This window comes from Flavonifractor sp. DFI.6.63 (assembly GCF_024462255.1).
Taxonomy (GTDB): domain Bacteria; phylum Bacillota; class Clostridia; order Oscillospirales; family Oscillospiraceae; genus Lawsonibacter_A; species Lawsonibacter_A hominis.
On record NZ_JANGBE010000004.1, the window covers coordinates 62332 to 86764 of the forward strand.

The window sequence follows — 24433 nt, forward strand, 5'->3', positions numbered from 1 at the left end:
TGAAAGGAGCTATTAACATGGAACCCATGAAAAATCTCTGTGGTTTGATTCCAGAGTCACTTCATAAGCGGCTGATGGAAAACAAAGATCCGGAGATGACCAATGGCGAGTATCTCACCAAGGTACTCACCGCCTATCTGGACCAGCCTGCCACACCGAGGCAGGAACAGCGTACTTTGGCCGTTCAGATTTCAGAGGAGATGTTCCAGCAGTTGAAGTCGTATTTGGATGCCCATTCACCGCTCACCCAAAAGGCATTTGTCCAGAGCCTTCTGAATCAGGCGTTGGGCCAGTGGGAACAGGGTGAGGAGCCGCTCCAGGATGCGGCCATACAGGAAAACAAGAAAGAACGGACGCTGGCAATCACCATGCCCGAGACGCTTTTCCAACGTGTTGAGCAGTATCTCGAGGCACACAAAGGTATGTCCAAACGGGCCTTTGTTGTGGGGGTGGTGGCTCAGGAGCTCCGCTCCTGGGAGCTGGAACAAAACCAGAGCGAAACGCAGGAGCGAGACGAAGCGCAAAGTCAGGAACCCGATCCTGAACAGGATGAACAGGGATTTGGAATGAGCATGACAATGTGAGGTGAACGTAAGTGTATATCTATCCGGACAACCTGAAATCAAAAGCGGTTTTATGGCTGTGGGAGCTGCGGGACATCGCCATTGTCGGCGTGGGCGCCCTGATCTCCGTATTCGCCATGGCCCAACTGGGCCTCCTGCCCCCGGTGGTGGTCACCGCGGCCTATGCATTTCTCTCCATTCGGCTGGAAGATACCAGCATTTTGGACTTCCTGCGCTATGCGATTCGATATTTTCTCCTGGGCCAGCAGACCTATGCCTGGGGACTGTGCGGCTCAACAAAGAACAGGAGTGATAAAGAATGAGCAGAAAAAAAGAGGCAAAAGCCAAGCAGACCACACGGCAGCTCATCGGGATCGACGAGATCACCGACAGCGGCCTGAAGACCGGCCACGGGCGGCTGACCTTCTTTGCCATCAAACCCACCAACCTCTCGGTACAGCCCCCGGAGGCTGTAAGCAGCCGCATCTATGCCCTCATGACCGTCCTCAAGGGGCAGGCTGAGATCGAGATGCTGGCCCTCAACTCCAAGGAGAGCTTTGAGGACAACAAGCGGCACTACCGCCAGCGGGCCGCTGAGGAGGACCTACCGGTCATCTGCCGGCTGCTGGAGGCGGACGCCAAATCCCTGGACCGCCTGCAGATCCAGATGGCGACTGCCCGTGAGTTCTTTGTGCTGGTCCGGATGCGGGAGGAAACAGGCATGGAACTGCATACCCACCTCTCCCGCGTCCAGAAAAGCCTCGAAGATCAGGGGTTTAAGGCAAGCCTCTCCAGCGGCGAGGATCTCAAGCGCATGCTGGGCGTGTACCTCGAGCAGAACGCCACCACAGAAAAGTATGAGGATTACGATGGGGAACGCTGGATCATTCTGAATGACTGATCTGTGACCCGCAATTCAATCAGTATGGCCGTCAGGAGAACTTCCGGGCCATATCAGGAAGAAACAGCGCGATGAAAGCTCTCCTGCCGGCCTGGACAGGAGGTTTTTTCATTGCCGAAAAACAGAAAAAAGAATATGCCCCAGCCTGCGGCGGAGGAACCGTATATCAAGGATTTTCTTGATATGGTCGCTCCCTCAGTCATCGACTTCAAGGTGGACCACTACCTGTGCGGCAACACCTGCCGCTGTGTGTGGGCGCTGCGAGAGTACCCCACTTGTACCGACGAGCAGGCCATTCTGCGGCATCTGGGCGAGATGGACGGGGTCACCATCCGCATCTACACCCGGCAGGTCACCCCCAGCGAGGAGCGCCGGATCATCCACAATGCCGCCAACAAGCACCGGATGTCCCGCTCCAGCACGGAGGATCTCCAGCAGACGGTCACGGCGGAAGCCAATTTGCAGGATGTGGTCACCCTGGTCTCTACCATGCATCGTAACCGTGAGCCGCTCCTCCACTGTGCTGTGTTTCTGGAACTGACCGCATCCAGCTACGATGCCCTGAAACTTTTACAGACAGATGTGCTGACGGAGTTGGTGCGGAGCAAGCTCAATGTGGACCGGCTCATGCTCCGCCAGCAGGAGGGCTTTGTTTCTGTCATGCCGGCCGGCCGCAACGCCTTCGGCGCCCAGTTTGAACGGGTCCTTCCGGCCAGCTCGGTGGCCAACCTGTATCCCTTCAATTATTCTGGAAAGACCGATCCTCACGGATTCTACATCGGCAAGGACAAGTACGGGGCCAATATCCTTGTAGATTTTGATAAACGGGATGACGATAAGACCTCTGCCAACATCCTGATCCTGGGCAACTCCGGCCAGGGCAAGAGCTATCTGCTCAAGCTGCTCCTGCTCAACTTCCTCGAGGCGGGCAAGTCTGTGATCTCTTTGGACGTGGAGCATGAACAGCGGGATATGTGTGAAGCCGTGGGCGGCTGTTTCATGGACCTGATGGGCGGCGTGTACCGCATCAACCCGCTGGAGCCCAAGTGCTGGGATGATGGCAGCGGCCCGGAGGACAGGGACGCGCCGGAGGCATTCCGTAAGTCCACCCGTCTGAGCCAGCACATCTCCTTCCTCAAGGACTTTTTCCGGGCCTACAAGGATTTTTCAGACCGGCACATCGACGCCATTGAGATCATGGTGGGCAAGCTGTACGCCAGGTGGGGTATCTGCGACAATACCAACTTCGCCGGTCTCAAGCCCCAGGACTATCCCATCCTCTCTGACCTCTATGAACTCATTGAACAGGAGTACCGGGAGTACGATGAAACCCAGCACCAGCTGTACACAAAGGAACTGCTGCAGGAGATCCTGCTGGGCCTCCACTCCATGTGCCAGGGCGCCGAAGCACAGTTCTTCAATGGACACACCAATGTGACCTCCTCCCGCTTTATTGTTTTCGGCGTAAAGGGACTCTTGCAGGCCAGCAAGAATGTGCGGGGGGCCATGCTCTTCAACATCCTCTCCTATATGTCCGACCGCCTGCTGACCATTGGCAATACTACGGCGACGCTGGATGAGTTGTATGTGTGGTTGTCGGACAATGTGTCGGTGGGGACCACCATCATCGAGTATATCCGCAACACCTTGAAGCGCGTCCGCAAAAAGGAATCTAATCTCATCATGGCCTCTCAGAATCTGGAGGACTTTGACCGGGAGGGCATCCGGGAACTGACCAAGCCCCTGTTCGCTATTCCGCCCCACCAGTTCATCTTCAACTGTGGCTCCATTGACAAGCGTTTTTATATGGACCTGCTCCAGTTGGAGGAGGCGGAGTACAACCTCATCCGCTTCCCCCAGCGGGGCGTGTGCCTGTTCAAATGCGGCAATGAGCGGTATTTACTGGAAGTCCATGCCCCGGCCTACAAGGAGGCGCTGTTCGGCACAGCGGGCGGGCGGTAAGACTGACCCCGGCCGGCAGGCCGACAGCAACCGCTATCCCCACATGAAAAAAGAGATGGCCGGCGCATGATATACGCCGGCTATCTCCACAGGATATGACATCACATTTCAAGCCCCAGTTTCTCCGCGATCTCCTCCGCGGATAGGCCAGCGGCTTTCGCTTTCTCCATGACAGATCTCATGGTAACCGGGTGGAGGAGCTTCTGCTTCTGGGCTTCCAGAGCCTTGATCTCATCCTGTTTTTTGGAAATCTTCGCGTCGATTAGCGCGATACGTTCTTCAGTGCTGCGAGCGGCCATTCAGGGCACATCCTTTCTGTTTGATGCGATTATCATAAAATACAAGCTGAACCTTGTCAACCGAATTTTGTCATATCGCCGGCTTTTCGGCCTTGATTGGCCACACAACGATATGAAATGAGCCTACAAAACCGAAGGAGGTCATGAAAATGAAACCAATTGAGTTATCCCGCCGGGAGCCGCTGCCGGGAGATCCCCGGCAGACGCAGTATGCCGGCCAGCGTACCGCACAAGAGGTCTTTGAGGAACTGAAGCACCGTCTGGAGGGCATGGGCTGCCTGCCGGACGAATATTTCCTCATGGATCGGGAATGGGAGAACGGCCGGGAGATCCCCAAAGGCGCGGATATCTTCTGTACTACCGACTACGGCAGCAGTGAGGGCGCCTATCTGGATGTGTATCTGAAGTGGTATGAAAGCGACCGGCCGGTCACCAAGAGTTTTATTACCGGCAAGACGCTGGGTGAAAGCGGCGCGGATCTGGACCGGATGTTCCTCATCTCCTCCGCCATCACCAAGGCGTTCCACGGAGACCACGGAACCTACGCCCGGTACCTCCGTCTGGGGGAACAGGCAGAGCCGGAGGACATGATTGTCCACTTGAGCCCCGCGGAACAGCGCACCATCATCAACGCGCTGGTGGAGCAGCGGGAGCGGCAGGAGCAGGCCATGTCCCAGACGGAACAGCTCCTGCGGCGGATGACCGGGAGCATCACCGCCTATATGGATGAGGTGGGCCAGCGGCCCCTGCACATGAGCGACTATGATAAAACAGTACTGGCCATTCGGGACGGAGAATTTGACGCTTTCCAAAACCTCTATCCCAGAGTACCGGACCGGGCTGACGATCTGCTGATCGAGGTGGCGGGACGGCCCGGAGTTGTGGGAGGGAATATGACCCTGATGCTTCTCGCGGCGGCAGACCGATTTTCGCCGGATGCATACCTCACCGCCTGCAAGCGGGCAGTGGAAACAGGAGACAGCCAGAGGGTGCAGACACTGGTAAAGGAGGCGAAAAACCTCCTCGCGGAGCAAGCGCCTTCTCTCCCAGGCGAGGTGATTTTGTACGCTTACACGGATGGTCATCGGAGCATCGCCAAAGACCTGATTACCCAATGCACACCGGAGCAGATCGCCGCCGCCCCCCCGAAGCTTCTTCGCTGGGCCGCGGAGAAGCTGGACTTCCAGACGGCGGTGGATCTGGTGGACAAGGGCGCCCAGCCGGGCGATGAGGCGGCCGGCATCCTGCGCGCCCTCACGGGCCAGCGCCAGGAGTGGATGGCGGAACACTTGCTGGAGCGCGGAATGCCAGTGGAGCCGGACAACTACGCCGCTCTTTATGCCTGCGTCAGCAATCAGGCTCCCGGCACCGCCAAGCTCCTGCTGGACCATGGGATGGATCTGGAGAAGTACAAAGCGTGGGCAGAGTATCGGCCCAAAGGCGAGGGATACGCGGAAACCATGGAGGAGCTGGCCGCATATTGGTCTGAACCGCGAAACAGCCCCCGGCCGGAGGATTCGCCCATGGGCGGTATGAGCTTATGAGCGTCGGCGCGGCGGCCGCAATCAAAGCGGCGATAGCGGTCCTTTCCAATGAGGAGGTCCGCAAAAAGGTGGGCTGGGTCATCGTGGCCATTCTCTCTCCGCTGATCGTGCTGGTGGTCCTGCTCTGCGCCATTCTCTCCGGGACCTCACAGCACAATGTGTCCGCCGTGGAGCTGTGTTTCCACGGCGGCTCTATTTCCGCCAGTGCTACGCCGGAATACCGAGGTTATATTGAGGAGATGCGGAACAGCTTTGCCCGAATAGACGATGTGATTGCGGTGATAAACAGCCAGTGTGAAGACGGAAAAAGCCTTGACGATACCCGCGTCAAGGCCATTTTTTATGCTCTGTATTTCGCCGCGGAGCAGCCGGGGGCGGATGGCATCCGCACATTTGCGGACTGCTTTGTGGACTATGAGGAGCGGACCAGGACGGTCATAATCACCGACGAAGATGGCAACGTAACAGAGGCCACAGAGACCTACACAGTGGCCACCCCTGTGGAAGACCTGGCGGAAATTTACGAACGGATCAGCCAGGGCATGGGCATTGAGGTTACCACGGACCACCAGAGCAACGCTGACAGCATCTATAGCCTCATCCTCTATGGCAGCCCCAGCGGGGAAAGCGGCGGCTGGTTCCCAGGGGCGGATGTCCCATTCATTGGAGCGGATGGTTTCTGTTCCCCCATCGGGGCAGGCTGGGAGTCCGTGGTCACCTCGGAATTTGGGTATCGCAGCGACCCCTTCACCGGCGAGACGCGGGGCCACACCGGGATGGATCTGGCGGTCCCCACCGGCACCCCAGTCCGCGCCGCGCTGCCCGGAACGGTGACAGTCTCGCAGTATAACGCGGGCGGCTATGGCTACTATGTGATGATCGACCACGGCAATGGCCTGTCCACCCTCTATGGCCACAACTCCCGCCTGCTGGCACAGGTGGGCCAGACGGTGGAGGCTGGTGACATTATCGCGCTCTCCGGCTCCACCGGGCGGTCTACTGGTCCGCACCTGCATTTTGAGGTCCGGGTCAATGGAGAGCGCACCAATCCCCGTTTTTATCTGCCCACGACTGGAGGTTGATATTTTTGCGTCTGAAACTTCAATTGCTGGCCAAGGCCGGCCGGCTCCGCATCTCCGAGTGCGAGGCGGTTCGGCTGATCACCCTGCCGGCCAACGATTTTCAAGCCTTTCTGAATTGGCCGTGGAAAGAAAAATGCCGGGGCATACAGCCATCCTGTTATGAGGAGGACGGCAAGCGGATCTACCGGGGCGTCCTCATTTTGGGAGAGGGCTGCGGGGACGGTGTCTTTGCCTATGACGCAGGAGAACACTTCGCCTATCTGCCCAATATGCGGGGTATGGTCGATTCCATCTTGGAGCAGGCGGTGGAAAGGATCATCCAGGAAGGCACAGAAAACACCAACGAGGGCAGCTGGTGTTACTATTTCAGTGAACTCTATGAGCAAGTGGGACTGGTGATAGAGGATGGAAATGGTTTCGACGCTCTGCTCCTTCAGAAGCTGGAGCAGCGGCCGGAGACGGCGGAGGTCACTTTGACAGACGAGTGTTTTGACGTCTGCTATTACCTCGACTACTGTAAAAAGTTTTCGCCAGAGGATCGCCAGCCCTCCCTCTCAGCAGACCGGAAAGAAAAAATCATGTCGGCCATCCTCAACTATATGGCGGAATACTTTGACGGCAGCAGCCTCTATGATATCCTTCACAACACGCTGGAAATTCGCAACGATGAGATTGGGGCCCTTGGCTTTTGCCTATACGATGAATATGAGGATGAGCCGGTGGAACAGATAGGCGGCATAACGATGCAGTGAGCGAAGGAGGAAATGGACACCATGTCTATGCTGTATCAGATAGTGGAACAGGGGCGTCATACTGCCTTTGTAAATGAAAATGGGGATGGGCTTGCGGAACTGCACCCCTTGTTGGCGCGGGCCTCTGCTATCGCGAAAGCTGGGAACAGCGGCTTTGCGGAGGCACTTTCCACTGCCGCCGCGGAGCGCGGCGCTCCGCTCAGGCGGGCGTTTGCGGATGAAGCAGATGCCCTGATCCATGACCTTGGTCATGGCGGGGCCGCGGAGCAGAGGGTGGTCATTGACCTGGACAATGGGCGGATACGGGTGGAGTATGACCACCGGGCCGGCAGTCTGCGGGAGAGCCTGGACGCCCTGGCAAACCATTTTCCAACGGCAGGCGCCAACAGAATTCAGAATAGGCTCATAGCTTTCCTCGCGGAGCATGACGGAAGTGAGGAACTCTACAGAATGCTTCACGATGAGTTGAGACTGACCAATCAGGAGATCGAAGCCATGGGCTTTGATCTCGCCCACCACTATGAGCCGGACTGCGGCGACGCATACCAGGACATCGTGGACTACATTCGCTTTGAACAGGAAACCTCGGAAATCTGGCCCTGGTTTATCTCCCGCGATGAGATACTCGCCCAGGAAACGACCCTGCGGGAGATCGCCGGACGGCTGTCCTCCGCTGGAGAATGGGATACGGAGAGCATCTATGAGAGCCTGACGGAAGCCTTCGGAACCAATCCGCTGCTGGCTAAGCAATCGGAGGCTGACACGAAAGAGGAGGGAAAGAACATCAAAATCAAACAAGATTCGTTGGATCTGCTCTGGCAGTTAGAGGAGTTCAGAAAAAAGCATGAGCGTCAGGCGGAGCCGTCCGACTGGGCTATTCGGATGTGTGAGGCGTTTGTTGCCCGCAGTATGGGTTTTACGGACCGGGTGCAGTGGACGGAACTGCTCCGGCAAAGAGACGAAACCCTCTTCACCTTCGACTGGAAGTCCGGAAGCGTCAGCGACCATGTAGTCCAGTGGTGCAAGAAAAATAATCGGAACTGGAGATACAGCCATCTCGGGGAGCTGCAGGTTGCTCATGGCGGTGAGTGGAGAAAGGTAGATTATTCCTGCGTGGACGGCAGAGAAACCAGAGTGTACTTTCCACCGGAGGCGGTAAAAGAGCAGCAGCTCCAGGCATTGGCGGAGGACCCCGCCATCCATCTGCGGGACCTGCTCACCCTCGGCCTGCCGGACCACGATGTCTATCTGGTCCATACCGCAGAGGATGTGGGGTGGGTGCCCGCGGCGGACCTCCCCCGGCTGACTGCCCAAGGAAAAGAAGAATTCTCAGCCCTGCTGGACGCCAAAGTTACCGCCATTCGCCCCGGCCCTTATGGTGTGGAATTAGTACTGGACGGCGTTGAGTCCCAAATGCTGGTACGATATGATGAAGCAATCGCCAATTACTCCAGGGCTGAAAATGTCCTGGGGATTTTTATGTAATGGAGGGGTCACGATGAAGAAAGCCACGGTTGCCATTTCATTTGATCAGGAGAAACTCAAAGCCATCCAGTTCTACGCGGGAAAAACCGGCACCTCTTTGGAATCGGATCTGGATGAGTTCATGGAGAAACTCTATAAGAGATATGTACCGTCCCAGACCAGAGAGTACATCGAGAGCATGGCGGAACCGGACGAGCAGACACGCCAGCGGCCTCCCCGCGCCTCACGGAGCGCGGCGCCGGATGCGCCCGGCACTGGAAAGGAGGCCAGGGAATGACAGGCTCCATGTCCGCCGAGGTGTGGCTGGATCAGCGGCGCTGGGATACGCTGGAGGAGGCGCTGAAGGCCCAGGGCAGCGATATTGAACAGCATCTGCAGGACTATCTGATAACGCTGTACAACGAAACTGTTCCATTAGAACAGTGGACGCAGATTGAAACAGCCATCACAAAAGAAGAACTGGAATCGGCACGGGAAGCGGAAGACCAGAGGGTCTACGCGGCCTTTCATATTCGGGAACATGGCCACGACAGCGTCTTCTCGACGTGTAACGGCGAGGAATTTCTGGATGTGGCTATACGGCTGCGCCGTTATCTGCAAGGAGGCGCCGCGGCGGTGAAGGGCGATTTCTCCCGCCACTTTTATAATTCTCAGCCCATTACACGGGTGCGGTTTGAGGAATTAGCCGCTCTGCGCCTCGAAAATACCGGCAAGGTTGCCGGCGCGTTTGAAATTGATCTGGATGCCGGCTGGTGTTCCGCGCTGAATCTCGCGGACGGTTGGCAGACCTTCAAAATCAAGGATGTATCTACGGCCGCCTACCAGTCCACCCGAAGCCGCAGCAGCCAGAGAAACGAGCAATGGCGCAAGTTTATAGACTATCTATATGGGCGGGACATTGAACTCCAGACCTTTGATCCTGTTGAAATCAGAGGAATCCGCCCTCTGCGGGAGGGTGATCTCACCTTCCCGGAGGAAATTATTCTGTCAGGGCATTGCCTGAATTTTCAGTTTGACTTCGTCAGTGCGGAGGCCCAGCGGGAGGTTCTTGGAGCAGCCTTGGATCACCCCAGCGAGGGGAGCTGGCTGGATATCCTCTGTAATTATGACGTGGCGCGGCAGGAAATCGATCACAGCCTCTCCCTCACTCTGTACAATCGGGATGGGGCTGTGCGGCAGTCTTTTTCCTATCCCCTCGGGAAAGAAGAACGGGCCCTTTTGCGGAAACAGATGGAGGTGGACTGCCTCTGCAGAACCGGAAAAACGCTGAACGACTACTATGCTCGGTTGGATCTGGAGCGTGAAAGCCCTCCTGAACTCACAGCGGGCACTAAAAGACTGCCGGCAGATGCGGTATCATTTGCAGATGAGATCTCAGAGTGCGATGGGAAGCTGAACTTTTATATCCCCATAAATTTTGATCCTGACGCGGTATTTGGCACCAATGTTGCTTCCGCCTTCAACGATGACTGGCTGAATGTATACGCCAGCTTTGACTGGAAAACCGGACGGCTGGACAGCGCGCTGGCCGTGTACCTCGTCTGCGCTGACGGGCATGAGTTTGCGTTTTCCTACCCACTGACTCCCGCGGAACAGGTTCAGCTGTGGGAGAAGATGGACGCCTACTGCCGCCAGCAGACCGGGCAGGGACTGGAGGACACCAGGGCCGCCCTGCTGCGGGAGCAGAGAGAGGACACCCCCGAAATCCAGATGTAAGCGGAGAGCTACAGCGAATTTTATTCAGTCTGCACAGTGTGACAAGCAGCTTTTTGTCGGTGCTGATGAATGGATTTCTGCAAAAAAATGTGGCAATGTGTTTGCAGCAAACCATCAACCCGTCACAAAACAGAAAGGAGTTCACACAATGAAAACACAAAAAAGGCAGGTTACAATCACAGATCTCTACAACCTCGTTGCCCATGAAACCGTCTCACTTCTCGAAGCAGTGGATGACGATGCGATCCCCCCCGCCCTGGAAATGCGCAAGGGATTGACCATGCTGGCCGCCGCAGCCGGTACGGGGGAAGGCGTTGAAACGCATCTGGAGTGGATCGATCAGGAGATTGAAAACCTCAAGCAGACAGCAGGTACGCCCCAATGTGTTACGCATCTGATCCCCACTTCACAACTTGTCCGAACCGTTGATATCGATGCGCAGATAGACATGACACTGGAGTTTTTCCACATCGTTGCGGAAACCGATGAACAGGAAACCCGCACGAAGCTGTTGGAACTGGCCAGAACGACCACCGATATGTGCGGCATGGGAGACTGCCTGTTTAACTGCGGAGACGATGCCGTCGAAATGATGGACCAGATCTGGGCCGCTTTCTTAGAAGCCGCGGCTGCAGAAAATGTGGAGAGCCGGAGGGTCCTGTTGGAGAAAGCGGCAGCGGCAGCCGATGAGCTGCACGGCCTGACCGAGCCGCGGGAGGAATTGGAGGATGGCCGGATGTTTATGTCCATGGACGAACTCAGCGCGGAGCTGGACGAGGTTGCCCACATGATTGCAGGGCAAAATAACGAACCACAGCTCAGCTAAATATCAATTCACGCAACTGCCGGCGCTGCTGCGCCGGCAGTTTTACATTCCCCGCCGTTGCCCCCTGTACGGCCCTGTGTGCCCTTTTCCAAGGCGGGATGGCATCCGTACACCCGCGGCACCTCCCAGCGGTTTGCGGGGGCTTGTGCGGCAGTCCCCAAAATGAGCAGTAGCCGTCCTGCGTTGATGGCCTCTCGCCTCCGCTTTTAGCGAGGGTGAACCGAGGGGTCGAAAACAGTGCGGGATAAAGAGCGGGGGTCGCGGAGCGCCCCCACTCGGCTCACACCGCCCCGCAATGCGGGTCGGGGAACGGTTTTGCGGGGGTCACTTTTCAGGGGATGGGATCAGTCCGGGGGTCACCACGGCTGAAATTGCCCATCACTCCAATGTTTATCCGGAATTAAAACAGGGATATGAGAAGAAAAAGGAGAGATATCCGTATGGATTTTGACCCACTGAAGCAAGATGAAATTTTTCGATATATGCTTTTAGATCGCATGCGGTTGGACTGCGAGTACTACCTCGGTGACGGAGACCGTGAGAGCAAATATCTTTGGGAGGGAGATGAAAGTGAGCAGATTGAACTCATGAAAAAATTGTGGGACAGTTTCCCGGAGGACGGCAAGCCGGAGTGGTTGACCATGGAGAAGATCCTCAGTTATGAGGAGAGGATGCTCTGTCCCCAAAATCAGAGCATGGGATGCATCCAGCTTTGAAGTAAGGAGACCGTTCAAAAAGACGAAGCCCTGACCATGCGAAGGTCAGGACATTTTGATTGGAGGAAAGTATGGCGAGGGAAAAAATCAAGTTTGCTCTGCGCATAGCGCCCGAAACGCAGCGGTTGGTCAAAGAACTCTGTGAAAGGGATAACTGCCAGAGCCAGAACGAGTTTATTGAAAAGGCAATCCGCTTCTACGCTGGCTATGTTTCTGGCCAGGAGGCCACGGCGTACCTGCCGCCCGCGCTGGTGACCGCCATGCGCGGGACCGTCCAGGACAGTGAGAACCGCATCGCCCGTCTGCTCTTCAAGCTGGCGGTGGAGGTCAACATGATGATGAATGTGCTGGCGGCGGGCATGGAGATCAGCGATGAGGATCTCAAGACACTCCGCGCCCGGTCTGTCCGGGAAGTGAAGCAGACCAATGGGCGCATCAGCTTCAAAGACGCTATCGACTACCAGCGGGGCGTGGAATGATACGCAAAGGTGGTGACAGCTTGTGCCCCGCCTGATCTTCAAATGCCCCTACATCAAGGGCGGCACCTCCGCCGCCACCGCACACCTCGAAAACTATGTGAAGTATATGGCCACACGGAGCGGTGCGGAGCGCGTCGATCCGGGACGCAGCGGGTGGCCGGCCACGTCAAACCAGAAAAAGCTGGTGGAACAGATCCTGCGGGACTTCCCGCTCAGCCGGGGGATGTTTGAATACGAGGACTACGCGGCCGCGCCAACCTGTGCCAACGCATCAGAGTTCATCACCCGCGCCCTGGAGGACAACTATGACCAGATTGCGAAGAAGGAGAACTATCTGAAGTACATTGCCTCCCGCCCCCGCACCCAGCGCGTCGGCTCCCACGGATTGTTTACCGGCGAAGAAGATCATCTCGTACTGGCACGGGTGGCGGAAGCGGTTGCGGCCCACCCCGGCAATGTGTGGCTGCCCATCATCTCTCTGCGGCGGGAGGACGCCGCCCGCCTCGGCTATGACAGGGCGGAGGAATGGAAAGCCCTGCTCTCCAAGTATGCCATGGAAATGGCGGCGGCAATGAAGATCCCCTGGGAGGATTTTCAATGGTACGCCGCCTTTCACGATGAGGCCCACCACCCTCATGTCCACATGGTCTGCTACAGTGCAGATCCATCCAAAGGATTCCTGACCAAACAAGGCATCGCCCAAATCAAGTCGGGGCTGGCAAAAGATATTTTCCGGCAGGAGCTCACAGAGCTCTACCAGAAGCAGACCCAGAGCCGGGACGCGCTGAACGAGGACGCCCGCTGGGTGATGGAACAGCTCATCGAGCAGATGCGGAGCGGCGCCGGGGACAGCGGCCGTATGGAGGAGCTCATGGAGTATCTGGCGGAACGCCTGCGGCATACCGGAGGCAGGAAGCAGTACGGCTACCTCAAGGCCCCGTTGAAGGCTGTGGTGGATGAGATCGTGGACGAGCTGGCCAAGGACCCCCGTGTCGCCGCGGCCTACGCCCTGTGGTACGAGCTGCGGGAGGAGGTGCTCCGCACCTACAAGGACGACCTCCCCCAGCGCCTGCCCCTTTCCCAACAGAAGGAATTCAAGCGGATCAAAAACATCGTCATTGGGGAAGCAGTAAAGCTTGGGGCTCACCAGCAGATATTCCATCCGGATGACCAGGGGGTCAGCGAACCTGCGGCAGACACGGAATATACCTTAGCTCTGGCCTATCTCAGGGGAGATGGTGTCCCCAAAGACACCGCAAAGGCATTGGAACTCTTGAAACAGTCAGCAGCCCGTGGCAATCAGTTTGCCCAGTACCGGCTGGGCAAGCTGCTGCTCCAGGGGGAAAATGTGCCGAGGGATGTGAATGCAGCCATGCGCTGGCTTACTGCCGCTGCGGATCAGGGAAATCAATATGCCCAGTATGCCCTCGGCAAACTCTATCTGCTCGGGAAAGAGATCCCAAAAGATAGGGGCAGCGCAATCAAGTGGTTCCAGTTGGCGGCGGATCAGGGAAATGAGTACGCTCAATACTTTTTGGAACACATGAATGACCGCCTGGGCCAGCCGCCCGTGGCGGCCATTGTTTCGCTGCTCCATCATCTGGCCAACATCTTCCAGGAACAAAACCAGCCGCCGCCCTCCGGCGGTATCCGGGTGGCGGTGGACCGGAAGCTCCTGCGGAAGATCAGGGCGAAGAAGATCGCGCAGGGGCATAAGGCCGATGACCATGAGCCGGAAATGCAGCTATAGTGAAGGAGGTCTTTTTTTTGAAAGGGAAGCAAGCAGTCAAAAGTCAGGCGCCGCCGATGTGGACGGAGCAACTGCGGAACCGGAAGAAACAACCGCGGCTCCCCAACAGGCCCGTCCCATTCCATCGGAAGTGCGGGGGGCGAAATCAGTGAGTTTTCTATGATGGAGGGAGGCATACCATGCCCTATATCCACTTCACAGATGAGCAAAAACTCCGGGCCAACTCTGTCGACTTGGTGGAGTTCCTGCGCCGGCAGGGAGAGAAGCTCATCCCCTCCGGCCGGGATAAACGCCTTGCATCAGATCACAGTATTACTGTTCGTGGCAGTGAGTGGTACGATCATGAGGCTGAGGAGGGCGGCGGTCCTATCTCTTTTGTTCAAAATTTCTACGGCCTGACCTACCCCGAAGCGGTGACCCGTCTGCTGGGCGGTGAGAAAGGCGAAGTGTATGTATCAGCTCAGAAAAAGGAACGGGACGAGCCGAAGGAATTTGCCCCGCCACCCGCCAATCAGACCATGCGGCGGGTGTATGCCTATCTGCTCCAGCAGAGGCATATCAGCCGGGAGGTTCTCAATGCTTTCGCGCAGAAGGGGCTGATCTATGAGAGCCGGGAGCCATCCAAAGACAAGACAAAGGAGTACCACAACGCTGTGTTCGTTGGATTCGATGAACACGGCGCTGCCCGTCACGCCCACAAGCGGGGCCTCTACACCCAGGGCAAGAGCTACCGGGGCAACATAGAGGGCAGTGATCCCCGGTGCAGTTTCCACTGGACCGGGACCAGCGACCGCCTCTATGTATTTGAGGCACCCATCGACCTGCTGGCCTTTCTGACCTTGTACCCGGAGGACTGGCAGCGGCACAGCTACGCGGCCCTCTGCGGCACGGCGGAACACGCCATGCTGTGGATGCTGGAGAAAAATCCGAATCTGCGGAAAGTCATCCTCTGCCTGGACCACGATGCCACCGGGATCGAGGCTGCGGGGCGGCTCGCCGATATCCTGCGGGAGCATGGTTATACACAGGTTGCCCCGCTGCGCTCCGAGTACAAGGACTGGGACGAGGATCTGAAAGCGCGGCATGGGCTGGAGGCCCAGGCAGCCGAGGAGCACCCGCAGTTTGTGGCGGCGGGTCCCGTCTGCCGGCGGATCGGGGCCAAGTGCCAAGAGGCCCAGCCGGACCGTGCGGTCTATCAGATCCCCAATCTGCTCCAACAGTACCGAAACGACCTCCATTGGGGACGCTTTGACCAGGCCATGGACCGCATGGAGACCATGGCGGCGCTGGCCCTCTCGGTGGTGCTACGGGAGTGCAAACAGATGGGGACTATGCTGACCGCTGAGCAGGGCGCCCGTTTTTTGGAAAGCCGCATCCTGCCTCATGAGAACCGGGGCATCCTCAAAAACCGGGCGGATGAGATCGCCGTGCAGTTCCAAAGTGTATTGGCCAAGAACAATCGCCAGGGCATCCGTACCCAAGTAGAGAAAAAGGAGGCGGCCAGCGCATGGCTGGAGCTGGCCATCTCCTGCGCCAAGGTGCCAATCAAGTATGAGGCGGATGAAATCAAGAGACGGCAGAAAGAAGAAAAGGCCCAGAGGGAAGCTGAGCCAGTGATGGCCTAAGCCTGAAGCGGCAAAGCGGAGGAATGGCTCAGTCCCACTCCTCCGCTTCTTCCTGGCTGCTTGTTTGTCTGCTGAGATATTCTGCCCGCTCCTGCTTATTGGCTGGCCGGGTTGCCTGCTTTCCACAGTCCGGGCATTGCTTCGGCAGTTCCGGCGCCTCAAACAGATAGTAGCAATGGTCACATGCGCAAATCAAAGCAATCACCTCATACCAATTTATTATAGCAGACAAAGCGAAAACTGAACATCCCCTTCTGATATTAAGGCGTAGATATCAAAAGGAGGATCATGTGCCAACGCAAGTTATAACACTTATCGTGATAGGCGCCATCATGTTTCTCGTAATCGGCGGCCTCGCGTTTCTCTCCCATTACTATACCCTTGACGGAATCAAATCCAAGACTGTGGGCGACGGCCAGCACGGAACCGCACGCTGGGCTACCAAACAGGAGATTCGGCAGACCTATGCCCACATCCCCTTTGAACCGGAGCTGTGGCGCAAGGGAGAGCATCTGCCGGAAAAGCAGGGCCTTGTCCTTGGCTGCGAAGGGCCCAAAGACCATGTTACAGCTCTGGTGGACACCGATGACATCCACGCCATGGTCACCGCCGCCAGCGGCGCCGGAAAGACCGCGTTCTTTTTGTACCCCAACATCGAATATGCCCTCGCCAGCGGGATGTCCTTCCTCTGCACGGATACCAAGGGCGACCTGTTCCGCAATTATGCCGGTATTGCCAAGGACTGCTACGGATACCAAATCGCCGTGTTGGATCTGCGTAATCCCACCCGCTCGGACGGCAACAACCTGCTTCATCTGATCAACAAGTACATGGATATCTATAAGGCCGACCCCAAAAACCTGGCAGCAAAGGCTAAGGCGGAGAAATACTCCAAGATCCTCGCCAAGACGCTCATCAACACCAGCGGCGGCGACAGCGCCCAGTATGGGCAAAACGCCTTTTTCTACGATTCCGCCGAGGGCCTGCTGACTGCCATGTTCCTGCTGGTGGCCGAGTATCTGCCCACCGAGGACGCGGACGGAAATCCCATTGAAAAGCGCCACATCGTGTCGGTGTTCAAGCTGGTGCAGGAACTGCTGGCTCCCAGCCGGGTGAAGGGAAAGAATCAGTTCCAGCTTCTGCTGGAAAAGCTCCCGCCTAATCATAAGGCCCGCTGGTTTGCCGGGTCCGCCCTCAACACGGCGGAGCAGGCCATGGCCTCCGTGATCTCAACGGTACTGTCCCGCCTAAACGCCTTCCTCGACTCGGAGATGGAGCAGATCCTCTGCTTTGACACCGCCATTGACGCGGAGAAGTTTTGCAATGAGAAATCCGCCATCTTTATCGTACTGCCCGAGGAGGACCAGACCAAGTATTTTATGGTCAGCCTGATCCTCCAAAACCTGTATCGGGAGATCCTCACTGTGGCTGACGAGAACGGCGGCCGGCTCAAGAACCGGGTGGTCTTCTTCGCGGACGAGTTGGGCACCTGCCCGCCCATTCAGTCGCTGGAACTGATGTTTTCCGCCTCCCGGTCCAGAGGACTCATGCTGGTGCCTATCGTCCAGAGCATTACGGGACAGCTTCAGAAGAACTATGGGAAGGAAGGCTCTGAGATCATCGTGGACAACTGCCAGGTCAACCTATACGGTGGCTTTGCCCCGGCCAGCCAGACAGCGGTGGAGCTCTCCAAAGCCCTCGGCAGCCGGACGGTGATGAGCGGCAGTATCTCCCGTGGGAGGAATGACCCCAGCCAGTCTCTCCAGATGATGGAGCGCCCCCTCATGACGCCGGACGAACTCAAATCCATGCCCAAGGGCAGCTTTATTGTGGCCAAGACCGGCGTCCATCCCATGAAGGTCAAGCTGCGGCTGTTCCTCGACTGGGGCATCCGGTTCGGCAAGCCCTATGAGGTGCCAGAGAAGGCCCAGCGGTCCGTTGCCTATGCTGACAAGCAGGAACTGGAGGAGTCTATCATCCGGCGCAACTATGGCACTGTGGCCGAGCAGCCGTCGCAGGAAACAACCTCTGCTGCGGGAGGCATGAGTCAGGGTATGCAGGCCAGTCCAGATTCACGCAAGACGGCCTTTCGGCCTTGAGGGAGGGGAACAGAATGAACAGCTTTAGAAATATCTATGCTTCCGATCTGAGCCACAGAGCCAGAAGCGTCTATATGTACCTGAAGGACCGGGCAGACAGCGAGGGTCGCTGCTGGCCGGCCATCAAGACCATCGCACTGGAGCTGGGGCTTTCGCGTTCCACGGTTAAGCGAGCGCTGGACGATCTCGTGAAAGCTGGACTGCTCCGCAAAGATCCCCGCTGGCGGGAGAATGGGAGTCTTACTTCCAATCTGTATCATGTGGTATGACGGAGGTGTCCAATGCTGGTTGAGATCGATTTACTGGATTATTTGGCTTATCAAATGGGATGCGGAGTTCTTTCTGATCTTCGGCTGTCCCAGCAAAGTGAACGGCTGCACAGACTCACTGCCGCGATCCCTTTAGGTGCATGCAGCGAACGGGAATGGCTGGATGCGGCACAGTATTTGACAGGCCATGACTGCGCATCAGCACTGGAAGCAAGGAACCGTCTGGTGAGATAGCCTGTAAAAAGCAAACCCTCCCGCCAAGGGGAGGGTTTACATATCGTGTGAACCGAGTCCCGGTTCGTGATGAACCAACCAGAAGCGCCCACTCTAAGGATTTTATTTAAGACAGAAAATAACAAACAACATCTGGCCCTATAGGTTATACCGCCTTGCGTTGTGTCCGGCTTTTGAAATTTAATCGTCTTTCTGTGCAGCTGTAATGCCGACAGCAAAACCGTTGACCTCCACGCCATCTTCTGCGGGGATCAGGAGGTACTTGCGCCCGTTGATAATTTGAGTTTCCACCAGGTAACTATACTCTGGATCAGCCGAAATGGTGATCTCAGGCGTCTTGATCTCAAAGCGGCTGCTGTCGATCAGGTTTGCCGGATTCAGGACAACCCCCGAACCAAACTGCTCGCCGCAGTTTTTCTGGAATGCTGCCACCTGTTCATCCGCAATCCCGCAGCTTTGAAGGATTTGCCCTATTTCTGAGGCACTCATCTCCAGAGGTTCCGAACTCCTGCTCTCCCTGTGCTCCTTGATTTTCTCACGCAGCTGTTCATGAACAGTCTGCATCACTTCCAGACTGCAGTCAAACGCATCGCTCAAAGCTGACTGGAATGCTTCCTTCTGCTCAACGGCAGACATCGGCGCTTCCACATGGAAGATCGCGTCAATGAACTCCTGGTGAATTTCATTGGCCTTCCTGCTGTAAAAGAGAGCGTTATAGATATTTGCTGCCCGGTCATCGAATGCCGGGAACAGAAAACCCAGCTCAGGAGGAGCGACGGTTTGCCCGGCAGCACAGTGGAATTCATTGTCACCGGGAAAATATCCCAACTCTACCTTGCCCTCCTTGATGGGGCACACCACACAGACGATGTAGGTGAACACCTCATCCGAGGCATCCGCTTGCAGGGAATCATCCTTGCCCCGATGGGGAACATCGTAGCTGTCACAGGTCAGGAGCAGCAGGTAACTACTGTCCCCCATGTCCAGACTGTCAATTACCTTGTGGTAAAAGGTCTGGCGAGCCTCGTTGTCCTTAAGCTGGGAATCCCGCAGTGTGGTGAGCAGGCGGTGTTCCTCACTGTCCACTACCTGCTGAGTGGAGAATACGATGTCAATGAGGTTTTTCCCCAGGGAACCGGACAGTCCCTTCTTCAAAAGGCTCAAATACTTCTCGGACTCCTCCTGCGGCATCATGCCCAGGGATTCGTCCAGATCGGAAACGATCTCTTTACTGCTGTTGACATAGCATCCATAAACACGGCTGATGGCACTTTTTTCCGGGCGAAAACGGCGCCGCAGCTCATTGATTTCTTTTTGGTTCATTTTTTCCTACCTCGCTTTGTAATCGGAACGGTTAATAACAGACGATGAAATCCATTTTAGTGGAAAGAGCTTGAAATTTCAATAGCCGGAAGTTCTTTCCCCCAAAAGCGCAAAAAAGAAACCGCCCATGTCAGAAACTATCAGAAACTGACTGAGCGGCATATTTTTCATGTCAAACGCCAGTAGGAGCGGTTATTTTCTGATCCAGTCCAGAAAAACAGCTACTTTCTCCAAGTCTTCATCCGGCAGGGCAAGCAGCTTCTTGCCTATGATCCCACGCAGGGAATCCGGATCGTCCATAGGAGCAAAGAAAAGAGTTGGCGTCAAATCAAAGTATTCCATGATGTTGAACAGCTCCCGGAGAGAGGGCATAGAAATTCCATTGGTGATGCTTCTGATGTAGGAGCCGCTCTTTCCAAGCTCCAGGCTCATCCGATGCTCAGAAACGCCCTTCTGTTCCCGCAGCTCTGTGATGCGGTTACGCACAAACGCTTCATAGCGGCGGTTATCGTCCATGATCCTCTCCCTCCAATCTCTACTTATTATTTTAATATAAGGGAGCGGCGCGGGTTCGCACTTAAATCATCAACTTTCGCTTCACACAACGAATAATTAGTGATATAATTATTAAAATTGGCGCGAGTTTTATATTTCTATTATGAATCACAATCAATAAAATATGACTGCGACTGTGTATGAGGGCTGTCAGATGGGAAGCTGCTTTTTTATAGGGCATAGGGAGACGCCGGATCGGGTGTACCCAACCCTGCTTGAAACCATAGAGCGCCATATTGCAGAATATGGCGTATCTGAATTTGTGGTGGGCCAGTATGGAAACTTCGACCGCCTGGTGATCCGGGCACTGTCGCAGATCAAGCGAGCGTACCCGGATATTACGCTGATGCTGATGACCCCATATTACCCAGTCAACAGAAAAGTAGATCTGCCGGAGGCGTTCGACGCTCTGTTCTATCCGCCGGATATGGAGACAGTCCCCAAACGGCTTGCCATCGTCCGCGCAAACCGATACATGGTGGAGCGCAGCGATTTTCTCATTGCCTATGTGCGGCATCCGGCCAGCAATGCCAGAGAACTGCTGGAGTATGCCGGGACGGGAAAGAGAAAAGGAAAAATCCACATCACAAATTTGGCTGAGGGGCAAATCCCTCTTCCAAAGAAAACAGATGATGTGATATAATAAATAGTAAAGTTTACCCATTTTGAGATTGGTAACCCGAGGTCTTGCTATGGAAGAAAAATGGGGACAGTCCACGGCTGTCCTGTTCAAATATGAAAAATTGATTTTGGCTGAAGAAGAAACCACATCCGCTGGTGGATGTGGCGTCTCCCTTGCGGCCTTTTCGCGCCCTGCGTCAGCCTGTCCAAGTGACAGCGTGTCGCAGGGCGTTTTTCTATCTTTGGAAAGGAGTCAAAGAATATGAGCCTGAAGTACACCTGCCCCGGCTGTGGGACACCCTTGGGCTATGAGGGATTGTGCTGGAAATGCAAAGCTGAACAGGAGCGGAAGGCTGCTCTGGCCTGGACACCGGAACAAATCACAGAAAAGCAAAGAAACCTGATTCAGAACATCCAGCGGCTGGCTGATATGGAGGACCCGGAGTTCACCGACTTCTGGCAGCTGCTGGGGTACCATGATGCCATCACCCCGGAGATTCAGCGGGCGGCACTGGCCGCAGAGGTGTTCTGGCCGTGTGAAATCTATTATCACGCTCCCGCCGATGTGCGGGATGGTCTGATTCATGCGCGGTTGTCTGCGGAATATTCCAGCGCGGCTTCTAACCTGATGAGTTGCCTTGCTATGCAGGGAGATGACAAGGCAATGGAGACGCTGCTGGAGCTGGAGCGAAATCCCCGGCCCTGGCGCAAGGGCCTCTATGTGGACCCATCCAGCTATGCACAGATCGGCGGCTGGACCTTCGACAAGGAGGGCCAGAAAATCCAACTCAACTTCGATACCTGCTATCCTATGGTCAAAGGAACCACCGGCGAGAAATCTCCCGTCCGCATCGGCCGGGCACGGGAGGACACATGCCCCCACTGTGGCGGACGCATGGTGGACATGCTGGTGCTGGATGGCCGGGATGAGCGGCTCCGGTTCCTGGGGCTGGATGGTGTCCTGACTGCCACCTGCTGCCCCAGCTGCGTGGGATTCCTCAAAGGCCCCGCCTTCAACCGGTTCACTCTGGATGGCGGCGTGGAGGTCTTTCCCTCCGAACTCTTTGACGGAGCGGAGAAGACGGATTGCTATGTCAGTCCCGAGGACTACAAGGCCCTCACGGAAAATCCCTTTGTGCTGGGCAAGATGCCTGTGCCCCTGTTTTACGGCGCGGCCTGTCAGGATGTGAACACCATCGGCGGCTTTGCCAACTGGGTACAGGACGCGGAATATACCATCTGTCCCCACTGCGGGAAACCTATGAAGTATCTGGCGCAGATCCAGTGGGATACGGTGTTTGACTGTGCGGAGGGCACGCTCTATGTGGAATTCTGTCCAGACTGCCAAATCGTATCCATGCAGCATCAGCAAACCTGAGAGGAGACCTTGCCATGAGTTTGCCAAAGCGTGATGGCGTACATGACCGCTACTATCTGATCCACAAGCCGGACACTTCCCCGGAGGTGCTGGCGGAGGCGGATCTCTGCATTCAGGATGTGCTGAACGGAACCGCTCGTGAAAATCACTCCGCCTACCCGACCGTGGTGCGAAATCACAACGGGACACCCTTTCTTCCCAGCCAGCTGTTGGATCGGTATCTGTCCAAACTGCCTTTGAAGGGATTTCCCTATGAGGAAGCTGTTATATTCTGCGATGCCCTGCGGCGGTTGGTGGGCTGGCAGGAGATCCGCTATACATTGGAGAAATACATAGAAAAGCAGGTACAGGAGCGGTTCTTCCTTGTGGGAGAGCGGGATGATGGCTTTACCGTCTTTCCACCCTGCACCGTGTGGCCGGAATTGCGTCCGGAGGATGTGGATGAAGGCCTGCTGCGCTTTGCCTGCTATGTGGCGGTCTGCCATACGGTGTACGGGCAGAGTTTTGAATCCCTCACCACCGAGCACATCCTCGGCCTGGTCTCCCAGCTTCGCCCAGATATGGTGAAGCAACTGAAAACAGCCGGCAGCGGCAAATTACCAAAGGACATCCAGCAGCGTAAGACGGAGCATTTCACCGCATCGGCCAATGATGCGTTTGCTGCCATCCGAATCACCGCCAAGGACTCCACCGAGGAGTGCTATGCCGAGATCTTGGACTACCTGTGTGCGGTGCTGGAGCAGGAGGAATTCCCCCGCAGTTACTCGGTGGAATTCAGAGGAAAGGAGAAAATCTATCTGCCCATTCCCGGCTTGCCCAAGAAGGGCATCAATCAGCTCTTTGCCTGCGCTGTGCAGCACCCCGATCTGCATCCGGCTATAGAGCGATACGCTCGTCTGGCCATGCGGGAGTATGAGTACTATGAAAACTTTGCTGATGAGTTCTGCGCGATGCCCGGCACTTTTGCTGTGTTCGCTTTGGGGCTGGAGGGAGAACAGTGGGCACCGCTGGTAGCAGAGTATTTGGATCTCTGTGACGACGAGCACTCCTCCCTGCAAGAGAAATTCCTTCATGCCTTGATCCGGAAGTTTGGTTTTCAAACATGGACACTGGGCGTATTGGTACGGGGTGCATTGTCCATGCAGTGGCTGAAACCTGCCAGGGAATTCCGCAGCTTGATTGCCAATGAGGAAAGCCTGGATGCGCTGCTGACAGTCAAACGCCGCTTTTCCGCTTATCTCCTGCCGGAAGAGGACAAGGACCCGAAATTCCGGGCCACCGCTTGGCGGAGCCTGCTCTGGGCCATCTGGGGCTCGTCCTCCGAAAACGGCGGCAGCAAGGTCATCAAGTCGGCGCCGAAGGAACTGAAAGAGAAATACCATCAAGTATTTGCGTAAGGAGAACGCCATGAAAAAGAGAACGGTCAAGGACTTTATCGCCCTGTACGCCCCGGAAGATGAGGAAAAACTGGTACTGATCCAGGACGGTGTCAGCGCGGACAAAACCTTTCTGGACACCTTCTGGGCGGCGCATACCCATGCCCTTGCCATGGCGGGTGTCCAGACCGGACAGGCGATCTCCGGTCGATGCTACCTGAGCTGGCCGCTGACGGACAAGGAACGGGATGCTGGCGACTATTCCAAGCGGTTTGCCAGGGGCCAGATCTACCGGATCAAAGCCCGCGGCTGGAAAGGTGATGCCCTATACGAACCTCAGTGGTATGTTACGGAGGTACTGGAGGCAGGCGTACCCTGTCCGGCACTTGAGGAGATTTGGGCGGAATACACAAAGCCCATTCTTCTGGAGGACGAAGTGCTGGGAACCCTCACGCTGGATCGTGAGATGAGCATATTCGAGGGGACCTGTAAGTGGATGGGAAAAGAAGTCCGGATCTCGTTGGATGTGGAGATTGAAAAGAAAGCGTCCTGGACCCGTGTCACCAATGTGATGAAGAAACTGGTGGCAGACCAGGAAACCTGGGATAAGTCCCTGCGAGCGATGGCTGCCCAGAAGCTCACTGCTCAGGCCAACGAATGGCTGGCGGACAATGCCCAGACCGACCGTGACCCGGAAAAAGACCCCATCACTGAGGATGAGTTCGCCCGGCGCATCCTGCTCACCGAGTTTACAGTATCTCCCGGTGGCCGTTTTACCGCCTGGTATGAGGACGACGATATGTTCTGGGGCCATGTGATCACTGTGGATGGAACGCTGAAAAAAGGCCCCGTTGGCGCCGATATGCAGGGATAAGGAG

26 protein-coding genes are annotated in these 24433 nt (G+C 56.2%); 23 read left to right on the top strand and 3 right to left on the bottom strand.

The features are described 5' to 3' along the window. Positions 1 to 17: 17 nt before the first annotated feature. The 4 genes from NE547_RS03115 (at position 18) to NE547_RS03130 (ending at position 3426) form a co-directional block, all read left to right on the top strand. Positions 18 to 584, top strand: a complete 567-nt coding sequence (locus NE547_RS03115; RefSeq protein WP_033120322.1) for a hypothetical protein — start codon at positions 18 to 20, stop codon at positions 582 to 584. A gap of 11 nt (positions 585 to 595) precedes the next feature. Next, a complete protein-coding gene (locus NE547_RS03120) occupies positions 596 to 886 on the top strand; it encodes a hypothetical protein (protein ID WP_033120321.1) in 291 nt (96 codons plus the stop codon). Further along, positions 883 to 1464, top strand: coding sequence for a hypothetical protein (locus NE547_RS03125; RefSeq protein ID WP_256174713.1), 582 nt, complete (start codon positions 883 to 885; stop codon positions 1462 to 1464). Before NE547_RS03120 ends, NE547_RS03125 begins: the two co-directional genes overlap by 4 nt. A gap of 135 nt (positions 1465 to 1599) precedes the next feature. Beyond that, a complete protein-coding gene (locus tag NE547_RS03130) occupies positions 1600 to 3426 on the top strand; it encodes a type VI secretion protein (RefSeq protein WP_256174788.1) in 1827 nt (608 codons plus the stop codon). Between the two features lie 101 nt (positions 3427 to 3527). On the opposite strand, the gene NE547_RS03135 is transcribed toward NE547_RS03130, so the two are convergent. Beyond that, positions 3528 to 3725 carry a hypothetical protein gene (locus NE547_RS03135; protein WP_006876421.1) on the bottom strand — a complete coding sequence of 66 codons (198 nt, stop codon included), beginning with the start codon at positions 3723 to 3725 and terminating at the stop codon, positions 3528 to 3530. A gap of 149 nt (positions 3726 to 3874) precedes the next feature. Here NE547_RS03135 and NE547_RS03140 point away from each other — a divergent pair, with 149 nt between their 5' ends. The 14 genes from NE547_RS03140 (at position 3875) to NE547_RS03205 (ending at position 18302) form a co-directional block, all read left to right on the top strand. After that, the gene (locus NE547_RS03140) at positions 3875 to 5269 is read left to right on the top strand and encodes an ankyrin repeat domain-containing protein (protein WP_256174714.1); all 1395 of its coding nucleotides are present in this window, start codon (positions 3875 to 3877) and stop codon (positions 5267 to 5269) included. After that, positions 5266 to 6351, top strand: a complete 1086-nt coding sequence (locus tag NE547_RS03145) for a M23 family metallopeptidase (protein ID WP_256174715.1) — start codon at positions 5266 to 5268, stop codon at positions 6349 to 6351. Before NE547_RS03140 ends, NE547_RS03145 begins: the two co-directional genes overlap by 4 nt. Before the next feature lie 5 nt (positions 6352 to 6356). Next, on the top strand, positions 6357 to 7103 hold the full coding sequence (locus NE547_RS03150) for a hypothetical protein (RefSeq protein ID WP_256174716.1): 747 nt from the start codon (positions 6357 to 6359) through the stop codon (positions 7101 to 7103). A gap of 21 nt (positions 7104 to 7124) precedes the next feature. After that, a complete protein-coding gene (locus tag NE547_RS03155; protein ID WP_256174717.1) occupies positions 7125 to 8588 on the top strand; it encodes a hypothetical protein in 1464 nt (487 codons plus the stop codon). A 13-nt stretch (positions 8589 to 8601) separates the two neighbouring features. Then, positions 8602 to 8865, top strand: coding sequence for a DUF6103 family protein (locus NE547_RS03160; RefSeq protein ID WP_033120317.1), 264 nt, complete (start codon positions 8602 to 8604; stop codon positions 8863 to 8865). Beyond that, positions 8862 to 10304: a hypothetical protein gene (locus NE547_RS03165; protein ID WP_256174718.1), complete on the top strand. Its 1443-nt coding sequence runs from the start codon at positions 8862 to 8864 to the stop codon at positions 10302 to 10304. Before NE547_RS03160 ends, NE547_RS03165 begins: the two co-directional genes overlap by 4 nt. 148 nt (positions 10305 to 10452) lie before the next feature. Continuing rightward, positions 10453 to 11130 (top strand): hypothetical protein, encoded by a 678-nt coding sequence (locus tag NE547_RS03170; RefSeq protein ID WP_256174719.1) that lies wholly within the window; start codon positions 10453 to 10455, stop codon positions 11128 to 11130. 440 nt (positions 11131 to 11570) lie between these two features. Continuing rightward, positions 11571 to 11846, top strand: a complete 276-nt coding sequence (locus NE547_RS03175) for an LPD11 domain-containing protein (RefSeq protein WP_256174720.1) — start codon at positions 11571 to 11573, stop codon at positions 11844 to 11846. A 71-nt stretch (positions 11847 to 11917) separates the two neighbouring features. Beyond that, complete coding sequence (locus NE547_RS03180) at positions 11918 to 12325, top strand: hypothetical protein (RefSeq protein WP_256174721.1); 408 nt, start codon at positions 11918 to 11920, stop codon at positions 12323 to 12325. Between the two features lie 22 nt (positions 12326 to 12347). Further along, complete coding sequence (mobP3, locus tag NE547_RS03185) at positions 12348 to 14075, top strand: MobP3 family relaxase (protein WP_256174722.1); 1728 nt, start codon at positions 12348 to 12350, stop codon at positions 14073 to 14075. Positions 14076 to 14254: 179 nt separating this feature from the next. Next, positions 14255 to 15700 carry a DUF3991 and toprim domain-containing protein gene (locus NE547_RS03190; protein WP_256174723.1) on the top strand — a complete coding sequence of 482 codons (1446 nt, stop codon included), beginning with the start codon at positions 14255 to 14257 and terminating at the stop codon, positions 15698 to 15700. Positions 15701 to 15990: 290 nt separating this feature from the next. After that, positions 15991 to 17799, top strand: coding sequence for a type IV secretory system conjugative DNA transfer family protein (locus tag NE547_RS03195; RefSeq protein ID WP_370866812.1), 1809 nt, complete (start codon positions 15991 to 15993; stop codon positions 17797 to 17799). Positions 17800 to 17813: 14 nt separating this feature from the next. Next, a complete protein-coding gene (locus NE547_RS03200) occupies positions 17814 to 18068 on the top strand; it encodes a helix-turn-helix domain-containing protein (protein ID WP_033120497.1) in 255 nt (84 codons plus the stop codon). A 12-nt stretch (positions 18069 to 18080) separates the two neighbouring features. Further along, complete coding sequence (locus NE547_RS03205; RefSeq protein ID WP_006876437.1) at positions 18081 to 18302, top strand: hypothetical protein; 222 nt, start codon at positions 18081 to 18083, stop codon at positions 18300 to 18302. Between the two features lie 180 nt (positions 18303 to 18482). Here NE547_RS03205 and NE547_RS03210 read toward each other — a convergent pair whose 3' ends face one another. Further along, a complete protein-coding gene (locus NE547_RS03210) occupies positions 18483 to 19625 on the bottom strand; it encodes a DUF4317 domain-containing protein (protein WP_033120495.1) in 1143 nt (380 codons plus the stop codon). A 192-nt stretch (positions 19626 to 19817) separates the two neighbouring features. Beyond that, positions 19818 to 20141: a helix-turn-helix domain-containing protein gene (locus NE547_RS03215; protein WP_006876442.1), complete on the bottom strand. Its 324-nt coding sequence runs from the start codon at positions 20139 to 20141 to the stop codon at positions 19818 to 19820. 193 nt (positions 20142 to 20334) lie between these two features. Here NE547_RS03215 and NE547_RS03220 point away from each other — a divergent pair, with 193 nt between their 5' ends. From NE547_RS03220 to NE547_RS03240, 5 genes are read left to right on the top strand one after another with little or no spacing between them, the layout of a single operon-like run. After that, positions 20335 to 20823, top strand: a complete 489-nt coding sequence (locus tag NE547_RS03220; RefSeq protein WP_033120494.1) for a hypothetical protein — start codon at positions 20335 to 20337, stop codon at positions 20821 to 20823. A 49-nt stretch (positions 20824 to 20872) separates the two neighbouring features. Further along, positions 20873 to 21067: a hypothetical protein gene (locus NE547_RS03225; RefSeq protein ID WP_081958389.1), complete on the top strand. Its 195-nt coding sequence runs from the start codon at positions 20873 to 20875 to the stop codon at positions 21065 to 21067. Further along, entirely contained in the window at positions 21064 to 22179 is a 1116-nt protein-coding gene (locus tag NE547_RS03230; protein ID WP_256174724.1) for a hypothetical protein, read from the top strand. Before NE547_RS03225 ends, NE547_RS03230 begins: the two co-directional genes overlap by 4 nt. Before the next feature lie 14 nt (positions 22180 to 22193). After that, positions 22194 to 23576, top strand: coding sequence for a DUF6138 family protein (locus NE547_RS03235; protein ID WP_256174725.1), 1383 nt, complete (start codon positions 22194 to 22196; stop codon positions 23574 to 23576). 10 nt (positions 23577 to 23586) lie between these two features. Further along, a complete protein-coding gene (locus NE547_RS03240) occupies positions 23587 to 24429 on the top strand; it encodes a DUF2262 domain-containing protein (protein ID WP_256174726.1) in 843 nt (280 codons plus the stop codon). Positions 24430 to 24433 lie beyond the last annotated feature (4 nt).